The organism is Azospirillum sp. Marseille-Q6669 (genome assembly GCF_965111635.1).
Window position 1 is genome coordinate 667718 of sequence record NZ_CBCOOP010000004.1, and the last position, 13413, is coordinate 681130.

Annotated in this window: 12 protein-coding genes; 5 read left to right on the top strand and 7 right to left on the bottom strand. The window is 68.6% G+C overall.

Annotated features, from left to right (window positions below):
- Positions 1-883 precede the first annotated feature (883 nt).
- The 5 genes from ACWPXE_RS24410 (at position 884) to ACWPXE_RS24430 (ending at position 6215) form a co-directional block, all read left to right on the top strand.
- Entirely contained in the window at positions 884-1831 is a 948-nt protein-coding gene (locus ACWPXE_RS24410) for a TauD/TfdA dioxygenase family protein (protein WP_454019898.1), read from the top strand.
- Positions 1832-1931: 100 nt separating this feature from the next.
- The gene (locus ACWPXE_RS24415; RefSeq protein WP_454019899.1) at positions 1932-3278 is read left to right on the top strand and encodes an ABC transporter substrate-binding protein; all 1347 of its coding nucleotides are present in this window, start codon (positions 1932-1934) and stop codon (positions 3276-3278) included.
- Between the two features lie 28 nt (positions 3279-3306).
- Positions 3307-4239, top strand: coding sequence for a carbohydrate ABC transporter permease (locus ACWPXE_RS24420; RefSeq protein ID WP_454019900.1), 933 nt, complete (start codon positions 3307-3309; stop codon positions 4237-4239).
- The gene (locus ACWPXE_RS24425) at positions 4232-5119 is read left to right on the top strand and encodes a carbohydrate ABC transporter permease (RefSeq protein WP_454019901.1); all 888 of its coding nucleotides are present in this window, start codon (positions 4232-4234) and stop codon (positions 5117-5119) included. The genes ACWPXE_RS24420 and ACWPXE_RS24425 overlap by 8 nt, the downstream gene beginning before the upstream one ends.
- 13 nt (positions 5120-5132) lie before the next feature.
- Complete coding sequence (locus ACWPXE_RS24430; RefSeq protein ID WP_454019902.1) at positions 5133-6215, top strand: ABC transporter ATP-binding protein; 1083 nt, start codon at positions 5133-5135, stop codon at positions 6213-6215.
- A gap of 42 nt (positions 6216-6257) precedes the next feature.
- Here ACWPXE_RS24430 and ACWPXE_RS24435 read toward each other — a convergent pair whose 3' ends face one another.
- The 7 genes from ACWPXE_RS24435 to ACWPXE_RS24465 all read right to left on the bottom strand — a co-directional run bounded on the left by ACWPXE_RS24435 (position 6258) and on the right by ACWPXE_RS24465 (position 13227).
- Positions 6258-7685 carry an aldehyde dehydrogenase family protein gene (locus ACWPXE_RS24435; RefSeq protein WP_454019903.1) on the bottom strand — a complete coding sequence of 476 codons (1428 nt, stop codon included), beginning with the start codon at positions 7683-7685 and terminating at the stop codon, positions 6258-6260.
- Positions 7686-7719: 34 nt separating this feature from the next.
- Complete coding sequence (locus ACWPXE_RS24440) at positions 7720-7866, bottom strand: hypothetical protein (RefSeq protein ID WP_454019904.1); 147 nt, start codon at positions 7864-7866, stop codon at positions 7720-7722.
- A gap of 1 nt (position 7867) precedes the next feature.
- Positions 7868-9553 carry a thiamine pyrophosphate-binding protein gene (locus ACWPXE_RS24445; RefSeq protein WP_454019905.1) on the bottom strand — a complete coding sequence of 562 codons (1686 nt, stop codon included), beginning with the start codon at positions 9551-9553 and terminating at the stop codon, positions 7868-7870.
- A 100-nt stretch (positions 9554-9653) separates the two neighbouring features.
- Complete coding sequence (locus ACWPXE_RS24450; protein ID WP_237906856.1) at positions 9654-9845, bottom strand: 2-hydroxymuconate tautomerase; 192 nt, start codon at positions 9843-9845, stop codon at positions 9654-9656.
- 34 nt (positions 9846-9879) lie between these two features.
- Positions 9880-10716 (bottom strand): IclR family transcriptional regulator, encoded by an 837-nt coding sequence (locus ACWPXE_RS24455; protein WP_454019906.1) that lies wholly within the window; start codon positions 10714-10716, stop codon positions 9880-9882.
- A gap of 122 nt (positions 10717-10838) precedes the next feature.
- Complete coding sequence (locus tag ACWPXE_RS24460; protein ID WP_454019907.1) at positions 10839-12071, bottom strand: CaiB/BaiF CoA transferase family protein; 1233 nt, start codon at positions 12069-12071, stop codon at positions 10839-10841.
- Positions 12072-12135: 64 nt separating this feature from the next.
- A complete protein-coding gene (locus ACWPXE_RS24465; RefSeq protein ID WP_454019908.1) occupies positions 12136-13227 on the bottom strand; it encodes a mandelate racemase/muconate lactonizing enzyme family protein in 1092 nt (363 codons plus the stop codon).
- Between the last annotated feature and the right edge of the window lie 186 nt (positions 13228-13413).

The following is a 13413-nucleotide window of genomic DNA, read 5'->3' on the forward strand; positions in this document are numbered from 1 at the left end:
GAACTCCCGCCCGCCTCGTCGTTGATCGGAGCAGCCTGTCCGCCACGCCGGCGGTCAGGACAGGCAGAATCCGTTCGTGCCGCCTGATGAGGTGCGAAACAGGCTGGGCTGCGCTCTCCCGCTCGCGCGCACCGGACCACGGCTTGGCCTCATTGATCCGCAGCAAGGGGCCGCGGTTGTGCTTGCGTGGCATCGTCTTAAACCACGAGGTCACAATGGCTGTCGAACGGATTCCGGCCGGTTGCGGCGGCTTTCGCACCTGCTTGGTCAGGGGGCGCGGCGGTTGAGGGCCATTGTCGGTCCGAAGACGCAAGATGCGCTGTCCACACCATTCTTCGAGCGTCCGGAGAGGACCGTGCATGGCCATCTGACGCGGCAATGGGTTGGAAGAGCCAAGCAAAACAATTTTATAGTGTTAAAATATATTTCTTACACAGAAAACCGTTCACGCTGTTGACTCATAGACTACTTATTGAGTAGGTTTATGAAGTCGGCATTAGACACCTCCGGCCGCGGCAATTTGAATCGCAGCTTGCGCCGCGTCATCAACCGCTAAAGCGCCACGATCACGGTCGTGGGTCCTCAAGGGAGTGACCGGACATGCCAATCGTCGCCGATCCGCGCGCCAACCTCCGACCTTCGGCCGTCTCCTGTCCTGCGGGCATGGGCGGTTGCCGGAACGGCTGTCGGCGCCGCTGATCGCCGCATCGTCTCCACAAACAGTCCCGGATTGTCCAAACGCCAGTGGCGGAAGGCCGCGCCTTGCCCGCTCGCTCGCCCACGGTCCGACCGGGACCACCGCCACGCGAATGCGGGGCAAGGAAAAACGGCCGGATCGCACAGACAGAAACGCGGCGGCCGGGCTATCGAAAGGGATGACACGATGACCCAGTTCGCATCCGCCGATACCGTCGGCACCTCCATCGCCCGTCTCGCCATTCGTCCCGTCGCGGGGCGCATCGGGGCGGAAATCCATGGTGTCCGGCTGTCCGGCGACCTTCCGCCGGCGGTCCTGCGGGCCATCCGGCAGGCTCTGGGCCGCCACAAGGTGCTGTTCTTCCGCGAGCAGACCCATCTGGACGAGGCCGGGCAGGAGGCGTTCGGTCGCCAGTTCGGCAACCTCGTGCCGCACCCGACGGTGCCGTCCCTGGCGGGCACCGCCAACATCCTGGATGTGGACGGCAGCCGGGGCGAGCGCGCCAGCTCCTGGCACACCGACGTGACCTTCGTTCCCGGCTATCCCGCCATTTCCATCCTGCGCAGCGTCACCGCGCCGGAGCGCGGCGGCGACACGCTGTGGGCCAACACGGCCGCCGCCTATGCCGAACTGTCGCCGCCCCTGCGCGATCTTGCGGACCGCCTGTGGGCGCTGCACTCCAACGTCTACGACTATGTCGGCGACCGTCAGAGCGCGTCGGAACAGGGGCTGCACCGCTACCAGACCGTCTTCACCTCCACCCGCTACGAGACGGAGCACCCACTCGTCCATGTCCATGCGGAAACCGGCGAGCGCTCGCTGATCCTCGGCCATTTCGTGCAGCGGATCGTCGGGTTGCCGAGCACCGACTCCCGCCTGCTGCTGGAGCTGTTCCAGAACCATGTCGTCCGCCCGGAGAATGTGGTGCGCTGGCGCTGGTCCGCTGGGGACGTCGCCGTCTGGGACAACCGGGCGACCCAGCACCGCGCCGTGGATGATTACGACGAGCAGCCGCGCATCGTCCGCCGCGTCACCGTCACCGGGGAACCGCCGGTCGCCGTGGACGGTCGGCGGAGCTTCCTGCGCTCGGTCACGCCGCCGCAGTCCGCCTCCTCGTCCATCGCCGCCGAATAACCGCTTCACCGGAACCCTCTCTCCTCAGGGGAGAGGGGATCTTCGACGCGATGGCTTTCCTTCATCCCATTCTTCGCCGCATTCGATACGGAGCATCCCCATGGCCCAGACGCATGAATTCTCCCGCCGCCGCCTTCTGGCGGGGGCCGCGGCCTTCGGCGGCGGCCTGCTGCTTCCGGGCAAGGCGCCGGCCTATGGCGGGGCCAAGCCATTCTCCAGCGTGACGCTCAACGTTTCCACCTTCAACGCGCCGTTTGCCCGAATCCTGACCAAATGGTTGCCGGAGTTCGAGGAGGCGACGGGCGCCAGGGTCGTCTACGACACGCCGGCTTTTCCGGTCTACAACCAGCGCGCGGATCTGGAGCTGTCCACGGGCGGTGCCGCCTACGACGTGCTGAACATCACCTTCATCTATTCCAGCCGTTGGATCGGGGCCGGCTGGTTCACGCCGCTCGACGACTACATCCGCGATGCGAACCGCACGCCCGCCGACTGGGACGTGGAGGATTTCCTGCCGGGCCTGCGGGCGCCGGAAAGCGACAAGGCCGGGCGGCTCTACGGCATTCCCTGGACCGTGGACACCTTCATCTCCGGGGCGTCGCGCTTCGACCTGTTCAAGAACGCCGGGCTCGGCCTGCCCGACACGACGGACGAACTGATCACTGCGCTGAAGGCCGTGCACGGGAAGGAGAAGGTGGCGGGGTTCGTCACCGACAACCATTACGGCTGGACCTTCGTGCCCTTCCTCCAGGCCTTCGGCGGCAACGTCTTCCGCAACCCGCCCGATGATCTGACACCGGTGCTCGACACGCCGGAAGTGGTTGCCGCCGCGGAATATTTCGCGCGGATTCTGAAGGAGTTCGGCCCCAACGGCGTGCTCTCCTACACGGAGGACCAGGCGCTCCAGGCGTTGCAGAACGGGCGGGCCAACTATTCGGCGATCGGGCAGACCTACCTGTCGCAGGTCGGCGGGCCGAACAGCAAGACGGCCTCGTCCGTCGCGTACAGCCCGGTGGTGCGCGGCCCCGCCGGACGCTTCCCCGGCGTCGCCACCCACGGGCTGGGCATTCCGGCGGCCTCGAAGAACAAGGACGCCGCCTGGGCCTTCATCCAATGGGCGCTGTCCAAGAGGAACACCCGCCGCGCCATCGTGGAGGAGCGCTACGCCTCGCCCACCCGCCGCTCGGACTTCGAATCCGCGGAGTTCAAGCGGATCGCCACGGTGAACGGCTACGACCTTTCGGAGATTATCGCCTCCGCCGTCGATCTGGCGGCCAGGCAGGGGCACATGAAGTACCGCACGGTGCCGGTCTATCCGCAGGTGGACCAGCAGTTGAACAAGGCCATCGCCAACATCGTCTCCGGCCAGTTGTCGCCGAAGCAGGCCATCGAGCAGGCGCAGGCCGGGTCGATCACCGACCTGCGGCGCGCGGGCGTCGCCATCTGACCGGCGGCATGCGGGGGAGGGCGCGGCCATGGCCTTTCTGAATCCGGCGCGACCGAAGGCGGAGCGGGCACCCGCCGGCTGGGAACAGACCTGTCGCCGCGCCTATCTGGCGGGGCTTCTGCCGGCGCTGGTCGTGCTGGGGGTCATCACGCTGTTGCCGGGGCTGTTCCTGCTGGGGGTCAGCCTGACCCCGCTCAGCCTCGTCAACCCCGGCACGGTGTTCGACTTCTCCGATCCGCTCGGCAATTACCGCGAACTGCTGCGGGACGCGCGGTTCCACAACTCGGTTCTGCTGCAGTTCCACCTGTCGGCGACCAGCGTCGGGCTGCAACTGGCGGTGGGGTTGGGGGTGGCTCTGCTGCTGAACGTCCGCGCGCGTTTCTTCGAGGCGATCCGCGCCGCCTTCCTGATCCCGATGGTGCTGCCGCCCATCGTGGTCGCGCTGATCTGGAAGATCCTCTACACGCCGGACGTCAGCCCGCTGCACCGGCTGCTGGAGGCGGCGGGGCTGCCCATCGACTCCCTGATCACCGATCCGACGCTGGCGATCTGGGCCATCGCGGTGGCCGAGACGTGGCAGTGGTTTCCCTTCACCATGCTGATGGTGCTGGCGACGCTGCAACTGATCCCGGATGAGCCGCTGGAGGCGGCGCGGATCGACGGGGCCAACCGCCGGCAGGTGTTCCGCCACATCATCCTGGCCTATCTGCGCCCGGCGCTGGTCGTCTGCGGCCTGTTCCGGCTGATCGACAGCCTGAAGGCCTTTCCGCTGATCTACGTCCTGACCAACGGCGGGCCGGGCACCGCGACGGAGGTCACCAACTATTACGGCTTCATCGAGGCGTTCAACTTCTCCTATTGGGGCTACGCCAGCGCCATTGCCGTCCTGATGCTGGGCGGCGTCTTCGCGGTGAGCTGGCTGGTGGGCCGCCTGGGATGGAACGAGGTGCACCATGACTGACGCGACGCGGGCCGCCGCGCCTTCCCATCCCCCCCGGATCGCGGCATGGCCCGGACGGGTGCGGCCGCTGCGCTGGCGGCGACACCGCATCGGCCTGCACGCGGCGGCGCTGGCGCTGCTGCTGCTGGTTCTGTTCCCCTTCGCCTGGATGGTCCAGATGGCGTTGCGCCCCGCCGACGCGGTGCTGGGCGACGCGGTCCTCTTCCTGCCGACGCTGGAAAATTTTGCGGCGCTCTGGCAGGGGCATTTCCCGAAATCCTTCCTGAACAGCGTGCTGGTCAGCAGCCTGTCCACCGCGGCGTCCCTGGCCTTGGGCGTGCCGGCGGCCTATGTGCTGACCCGCTGGCGTTTCCGGGCGCGGCGGCGGGTGGCGTTGTGGATTCTGGCCACGCGCATGGCCCCGCCCATCGCCCTGACGATCCCCTTCTTCCTGGCCTACCGCTGGGTGGGCTTGCAGGATTCCGTGGTCGGGCTGGCGCTGATCTACATGACCTTCAACATCTCCATCGTCGTCTGGTTCATGCAGACCTTCTTCGCGGCCATTCCCCGGTCGCTGGAGGAGGCTGCCTGGATCGACGGCTGCGGGGTGTGGCAGGCGTTCCGGCGGGTCACGCTGCCGCTGGCGGCGCCCGGTCTGGCGGCGACGGCGGTGTTCTGCTTCATCTTCTCCTGGAACGACTTCTTCTTCGCGCTGATCCTGACGCGCACCAACGCCGTCACCGCCCCGGTCGCCATCACCAATTTCCTCCAGTACGAGGGGTGGGAGTGGGGCAAGATCGCCGCCGCCGGCACGCTGGTGATGCTGCCGGTTCTGGCCTTCACGCTGCTGGTCCGCAAATACCTCGTCCGCGGGCTGACCGCGGGCGGCCTGAAGGATTGAGGAGGGAAACGCCATGGCGTCCGTGATCATCCGGGACCTCCGCAAATCCTACGGCGGCACGCCGGTCCTCCACGGCGTGTCGGTCGACATCGCCGACGGGGAGTTCGTGGCGCTGGTCGGGCCGAGCGGCTGCGGCAAGTCCACGCTGCTGCGCATGATCGCCGGGCTGGAGGAGGCCGGGGAGGGCGAGATCCGCATCGGCGGACGCCTCGTCAACGACGTGCCGCCGAAGGACCGGGACATCGCAATGGTGTTCCAGAACTACGCGCTCTATCCCCACATGACGGTGGCGCAGAATCTCGGCTTCGCGCTGACCCTGAAGGGCGTGGACCGGAGAGAGATTGCGGCGCGGGTGGCGCGCGCAGCGGAGGTGCTTGGCCTGTCGGCCCTGCTCGACCGCCGGCCCGGCCAACTGTCGGGCGGGCAGCGGCAGCGCGTCGCCATGGGCCGGGCCATCGTGCGCGATCCCCGGCTGTTCCTGTTCGACGAGCCGCTGTCCAACCTGGACGCCAAGCTGCGCGTGCAGATGCGGGCGGAGATCAAGGCCCTGCACCAGCGCCTGCGGACCAGCGCCATCTACGTCACCCATGACCAGATCGAGGCGATGACCATGGCCGACCGCATCGTCGTGATGCGCGACGGACGGGTGGAGCAGGCGGGGCCGCCGCTGGACCTGTACGACCGCCCGGCCAACCGCTTCGTCGCCGGTTTCATCGGGTCACCGGCCATGAATTTCCTTACGGGGCGGATCGCGGTGAACGGCCGCACCTCCTTCCGGCTGGACGGCGGGCCGGACCTGCCGCTGTCCGCGGTTCCGCCGGAGGCGGACGGACGCCCGGCGGTGCTGGGTCTGCGCCCGGAGCACGCCCTCATCGACCCGGAGCAGGGCGTCCCGCTTCACGTCGCGGTGGTCGAGCCGACCGGTTCCGAAACGCAGGTGGTGGGGCGGCTTGCCGGGCAACCCTTCGTCGGGGTGTTCCGTGAGCGCGTGGCCGCGCGTCCCGGCGACGTCCTGCCGTTGCGCCTGCCGGCCGCCGCCGCCCACCTGTTCGACGCCGGCGAAGGGCGGCGGCTGGTGTGGGGTGGGGCTTCATGACGCCCACCGTTCCGCACATGGCCCGCCCTCACAGGGCCGCCCTCACATGGCCCGCACGTAGGCCGTCTTTACGGAGGTGTAGAACTCCACGGCGTAGCGGCCCTGTTCGCGCGGGCCATAGCTGGAACCCTTGCGCCCGCCGAACGGCACATGGAAATCCAGCCCGGCGGTCGGCAGGTTGACCATGACCAGTCCGGCCGCCGAGTGGGCGCGGAAATGGGTGGCGTGCTTCAGCGACGTGGTGCAGATGCCCGATGAAAGACCGAAGGGCGTATCGTTGGCGACGGCCAGGGCCTCGTCGTAATTCTTGACGCGGACAACGCTGGCGACCGGCCCGAAGACCTCCTCGCGGTTGATGCGCATGGCGTTGGTCGTCTCGGTGAGCAGGCACGGCGAGAGGTAGAAGCCGGGCGTGTCCCGCTCCAGCACCCGACCGCCCCAATGCCGTTGTGCTCCTTCCCCCTCGGCGGTGGCGATGTGGGAGAGATCCTGCTCCAGTTGCCGTTCGTCCACCACTGGACCGATGTGCGTCTCGGGGCTCAGCGCGTGCCCCACCACCAGCCGTTCCAGCCGCTCCGTCACCGCCGCGACGAAACGATCATGGATGCCCTCGGTGACGACGAGGCGCGACGACGCCGTGCAGCGCTGTCCGGTCTGGAGGAAGGCGCCGTTCACCGCCGCCTCCACGGCGATGTCCAGATCGGCGTCGTCCAGCACGATCAGGGGATTCTTGCCGCCCATTTCGAGCTGGCATTTGATCATGCGGCCGACCGCCCGTTGCGCCACTCGGGTTCCCGTCGGGACGGAGCCGGTGAAGGTGATGGCGTCCACGCCGTCGACCAGGGCATCCCCGATCACCGAACCCGGCCCCATCACCAGATTGAACACGCCGGCCGGTACGCCGGCGCGCGCGATGATGTCGGCCAGCGCCCATGCCGATCCCGGAACAAGCTCGGCGGGCTTGAACAGGACGCAGTTGCCGTAGGCGAGCGCCGGGGCGATCTTCCAGGCCGGAATGGCCATGGGGAAGTTCCACGGCGTGATGATGCCGATCACCCCGACCGGCTCGCGCATGATGTCGACCTCGACCCCCGGACGCACGGAGGCGACCTTCTCGCCGGGGATGCGCAGGGCCTCGCCGGCGAAGAACTTGAAGACCTGGGCGGCGCGGACCACCTCGGCGATGCCGTCCGTCCGGATCTTGCCTTCTTCCCGCGACAGCAGGGTGCCCAGTTCCTCCCTGCGCGCCAGCAGTTCGCCGCCGACCGCGTCGAGCGCATCGGCGCGTTGCAGTGAGGTGCTGTGCGCCCAGGCCGGAAAGGCCGCCCGTGCCGCCTGCGCGGCCTCCGCAACCATCTCACGGCTGGCGACCGCGTAACGGTCGATGACGTCGCCGGTGTCGGACGGGTTGATGTTGGCGAGGGCGTCGTCTCCGGCCACCCACCGCCCGGCGATGAAATTGTGCCTCATGCGCGTTGTCTCCGTTCGCTTGCGGACCGGCCGGTCACGCCTCGTCCCGCTCGGCCGTGGCCTCCGGGTCGGCGGCATCGGACATCAGGTGCAGGGCGGGCACCGTCCCCATGTCGTCCACGAGCGTCCTGCGCTCCGGAGCGAGGTCGGCGAGGGCGAGGCAGTCGTCGAAGGTCAGCATCTCAGGCGCTCCGTGTCCGCATTGCCTGCTCGCGCAGGCTGGTCACCGTGTGAGTCGGGCTGATCGCGTCGGGATCGATGACCAGTTCCAGCAGGGCGAGGCGTCCCGCCGCCATGGCGCGTTCGAAGGCCGGCATGAAGTCGCCGGTTTCGGTGATCCGTTCGGCATGGGCGCCGAAGCTCTGCGCCAGCGTGACGAAGTCGGGATTCGTCAGGTCGGTGCCGCTGACCCGGCCGGGATACTCGCGTTCCTGGTGCATGCGGATGGTGCCGAACATGCCGTTGTTGACCAGCAGAACGACGATCGCCGCCCCGTACTGCGCGGCGGTAGCCAACTCCTGCACGCTCATCATGAAACAGCCGTCCCCGGCGAACGCCACCACCGGCCGTTCAGGGTGCAGCAGCTTGGCCGCGATCGCCGCCGGGATGCCGTAGCCCATCGAACCGGAGGTCGGGGCGAGCATGGTGCGGAAGCGCCGGTAACGGTGGAAGCGGTTCGGCCAGATGGCGAAGTTTCCGGCGCCGTTGGCGACGATGGTGTCCGGCGGAAGGCTGTCGCGCAGCCATTCCATGATCGCGCCCATCTGGAGCGGCCCCGGAATGGACGGGGGCGCCGTCCAGGCCAGATAGGCGTCATGGATGGCCCGAGTCCGTTCCGGGGCCCGGCGCCGCTCCGGCGGCGCCAGAGCGGCCAGGGCCCTGGCCGTCGCGCGCATCCCGGCGTTGATGGCCAGGGCCGGCTGGTAGACGCGGCCCAACTCCTCCGCCCCGGCATGGACGTGCACCAATGTCTGGCGCGGGAGCGGGATGTCGAGCAGCGTGTAGCCGCCGGTCGTTGCTTCGCCCAGGCGCGGCCCGACGACCAGCAGAAGGTCGGCGCCCTGGACGGTCCGGGCCAGGGCCGGATTCACGCCGAGGCCGAGATCGCCGGCGTAGTTCGGGTGGGTGTTGTCGAACAGATCCTGGCTGCGGAAGGAGACGCCGACCGGCAGGTCCCAGGCCTCCGCGAAACGCCGGATGTCGTCGCACGCCTCCGCCGTCCATCCGCCTCCGCCGATCATCAGGAACGGCCGCTCGGCGCCGCGCAGCAGGCGTTCGAGTTCAGCCAGGTCCTCCGGCCGCAAGCCGGGCTCGACGGGGCGGTAGGGCTTCGCCGGGCGGACCGCCGCCGTTTCGACCAGCATGTCCTCGGGAAGGGCGAGCACCACCGGTCCCGGCCGGCCGGATGTGGCCGTGGCGAAGGCGCGGCTGACCATCTCCGGCACGCGGCCCGCCTCGTCGATCTGGGCCACCCATTTGCTGAGCGGGCCGAACATGCGGCGGTAGTCGATCTCCTGGAAGGCCTCGCGCTCCTGCGCGCTCCGCTCGATCTGGCCGATGAAGAGGATCATCGGTGAGGAGTCCTGGTGCGCGATGTGGACGCCGTGGCTGGCGTTGGTCGCGCCCGGCCCGCGGGTGACGAAGCAGATACCCGGCCGTCCGGTGCATTTGCCATAGGCCTCGGCCATCATCGCCGCCCCGCCCTCGTGCCGGCAGATGGTCACGGCGATCTCCGGGGCGTCGACCAGCGCGTCCAGCACGGCCAGATAGCTTTCCCCCGGAACGCAGAACACACGGTCAACCCCGTGCAGACGCAGCATGTCGACAAGAAGGCGTCCACCGGTCGCCGAGCCGGGTCCGTTGCTCATGGTTTCTTCCTTTTTCAGTGCGCCCGACCGGCGGGCGCACGCCTCCCTTCGCTTCGGCAAGGAGCCGAAGCGGCGCATCAGTGTCGCAAGGCGTTTGGGCTTAGGAGGAGGGGCCGGTTTTGGCTTCGCCGGCGACCGCGAAGTGCTGCGGCTCGACTTCGTTCAGGATGATGCGGACACTCTCCCGCGGCGCACCCAGGGTGCGGTGGATGGCGTCCGTGACCTCGCGGTACATCGCGGCCTTCTTGTCCTGCGGCCGGCCTTTGATCAGGGTGATGTTGACGATGGGCATGTCTCTTCTCCCTCGGGGATTTCCTGGGTTCTTCTTACTTTCCGACCACATGCGCGACGGAGCGGAGGCTGCTGAGCTGGTAGGGCATCAGCTTCGCCACGCGGACCAGCTCCAGGCCGATGTCGGCGACCCTCGCCTCGTCCATGTCGCGCGAATGGCCGGTCACCACCAGACAGCCGACATGCCCGTTGTTCCAGGTGGGGATGTTGGCCGCGATGGCGGTCAGGCCGAGATGGTGTTCGTCATGGGCCACCACATAGCCCCGCTCGGCGGAGGTGGCGAGGTCCCGCTCCAGATCGGCCTGCTTGGTGATGGTCTGCGCTGTGAAGGCCTTGTACGGCTCCGGCCCGAGGACGGCGGCGCGCTGCTCCGCATCGAGGCTGAGCAGCAGGGCCTTGCCGGACCCGGACCCGTGCAGGGGGCCGTGCAGCCAGGTGTTGTAGTAGGGGGAGAGCGACCCCGGAGCCTGGGCGATGTCGGTCACCATCCGCTCGGTGCTGAGATAGAGCACGAGGACGACGGTTTCGCGCAGCGTGCGCGCCAGCTCGATCAGGATGGAGTGGGATTCGCGCCGAAGCTGGTTGATGGGGTGCATCAGCGGCAGCGGCAGCAAAGCCTTGGGCGAGGGGGCGTAGCGCTTGGAATCGGCCAGACGGACGACGTAGCCGCTGTCCTCCAGCGTGCGCAGGAGGCGCAGGGTCGTGCTCTGGTCCAGGCGGGTCAGAGTCGCGATCTCGCCCAGCAGCAGCGGCTGCGGCGCGTCCACGATGGCGTCGAGGATCGCCAGCCCGCGGGCCAGCGTGCCGGCCGGCCCTTCGCGCTCGCCGTCGCTGTTGGCCTTCGTCCGTTCCTCGTCCGCGCTCTTCACCATGGCTCTGCCCTGCGTCGTTGTCCGGCCGGGGGACTGGGTGGTTTTCCGGCCCAGCCGTCGGACCTGTGCCCTATCGGAAGATGTGTCAAGACTTTTGCGCGTCATGGCTTTCCAGGGACCCCTCAGGACCGCGCGGCGGCTGTGGCCGCAACCGGGTCCGGCCGCTCCGGATCGAGCCAGCGCCGGGCGACCTCCGCGCCGCCCTCGTCCAGCGCCGGCGGTGGGGTGGGGCAGGGAAGGCCGTCACCGAACTTTACGGGATAGCGGACGACGCGAATCGGGCCGCCGCGTTCCGTCTCGAATCCATGGATCAGATCGCGCCCCGCGACCTGATCGGACGCCAGCGCCTGGGCGACCGAGCGCACGGCGCCGGCGGGCAGGCTGCGGGCTTCCAGACGCTCCATCCAATGGGCGCGGGGGTGTTCGCGGAAGCGCGCGGCGAGCCGCTGGCTCAGCCCGGTCCGGTTGGCGACCCGTGCGGCGTTGGTGCGGAAGGCCGGATCGTCGCGCAGGACCGGGTCGTCGAGCACGCCGTCGCACAGGGTGCGGAACTGCCGGTCGTTGCCGATGGCGAGGACGAACGGCCCGTCGGACGCCTCGAACACCTCGTAGGGCACGACGTTCGGGTGCGCGTTCCCGTAGCGTTTGGGCTCCGCTCCCGTGGCGAGCGCTCCGGCGGCCACGTTGGCCAGCGCTGCCAATTGGCAGTCGAACAGGGCGACGTCGAGGAACTGGCCGCGGCCGGTGGTCTGGCGGCCCAGCAGCGCGGCCAGGATCGCCTGCGACGCGTAGAGGCCGGAGAAGAGGTCCGACACGGCGACGCCGACCTTGGTCGGCGGCCCGTCGGGGAAGCCGGTCACCGACATCAGGCCGGTTTCGCCCTGGATGACGAAATCGTAGCCGGCGCGCGCCGCTTCCGGTCCCGTGCGCCCGTAGCCGGAGATGGAGCAGTAGATCAGGCGCGGGTTGACCGCCTTCAGGTCGTCGTATCCCAGCCCGAACCGGTCGAGCGTGCCGAGCTTGAAGTTCTCGATCACGACGTCGGCCTGGCGGGCGAGATCGCGGATGAGGCGCTGGCCCTCCGCGCTCTTCAGGTCCACGGCCAGGCTGCGCTTCGACCGGTTGGCGCAGGTGTAGTAGGCGGCGAAGTCGCCCATGTAGGGGGGGCCCCAACTCCGCGTCTCGTCGCCGTCGCCGGGGCTTTCGATCTTCAGGACCTGCGCGCCGAGGTCGGCCAGGCACTGGGTGCACCAGGGGCCGGCCAGGACGCGGGAGAGATCAAGGACCCGGATGCCTTGAAGAGGCCCCAGGGAGCGCGGCGCATCCGCCGCCGCTCCGCCATCGAACGCTGTCATGTCATCGATCCATCGTGATCTGTGGCCCGGCCATCGCCTGGGCCGTGGCCGTCCAGGGGGCGCCTCAGAGGGGCGCGCGCATCCCGTCGAGGCCGTCCCAATCGAAGGTGAAGCCGACGCCCGGGCGGTCGGGCGCCAGGATCGTGCCGTCCGCCTCGATGGGCATGGGCTCGCGGAACAGCGGCCCGAACCACGGCATATGCTCGGCATGGATGGCGCCGGCCGAGGACGCCACGAGATGCAGGCTGTGCTCCGTGAAGATGTGCGGGGAGAAGGGCACGTCGTGGGCCGCCATCAGCCCGATCGCCTTGCGGAATTCGGTGTAGCCGCCCATCCGCTGCAGGTCCGGCATCAGGATGTCGGCGGCGCGGGCGTGGATCTGCCGCTTCAGGCCGTAGCGCGTGTACTCCGTCTCGCCGCTGGCGATCGGGGTGTCCAGCGCCGCCGCCAGGGCCGCGCTCCCCTCGTCGTTCCAGGTCGGGACCGGCTCCTCGAACCACACCAGCTCGAACCCTTCCAGCGCGCGGCCCAGCCGCAGGGCGTGGGCGGGGGGGAGCCCCTGGTTGGCGTCCACCATCAGGGCGATGTCCGGGCCGATGACGTCGCGCACCGCCTCGATCCGGGCGATGTCGTCCTGCCAGCGCTTGGAGCCGAGGCGCAACTTCATCGCCCTGAAGCCCTGCTCGACGAAGGCCCGCGCCTCCGCCCGGAGTTCGTCCAGCCCGGAGGACAGCCAGAGTCCGCCGCTGGCATAGACCGGAACGCGCTCGCGATGGGCGCCGAACAGCCGGTAGAGCGGCTGGTTGGCCACCTTCCCGATGATGTCCCAGCAGGCGACGTCGATGGGCGTCATGGCGTGCAGCGCGAGCCCGGCCTGTCCGCAGAAGTTCAGATGGCGGAACAGGTCGGCCCACAGCGCTTCCACCTGGAACGGATCGCGGCCGATCACTTTCGGCTTCAGGCTGGCGGTCAACTGGGCGATGGCGCGCAGGCGGTCCATGCCGAAGCAGAAGCCATAGCCCTCGCCGACCACCCCCTCATCGGTCCGCACGGTCACGAGGAGGCATGACACCGTGCTGATTTCGTGGATCGCCGTGCGCAACGGCCGTTCCAGGCGCAGGTCCACCGCCGCCAATTCGATGTCGGAAATGCGCAAGCCCTACCTCCCTGCTGTCACGCCCCATCGGTGCGACGAGGGCGCCGACCGTTTGCGATGGCGATTGTTCTTGTTCCTCATGGTTGTCTGACGCCGCTTTCATTGCAAGAACTTTTTCATTTTTGGCTGATTTGGCGTCAGTTTTTTTGGTGGCTGGTGAGCGTGCGCATCGTGACGTCTGATGGT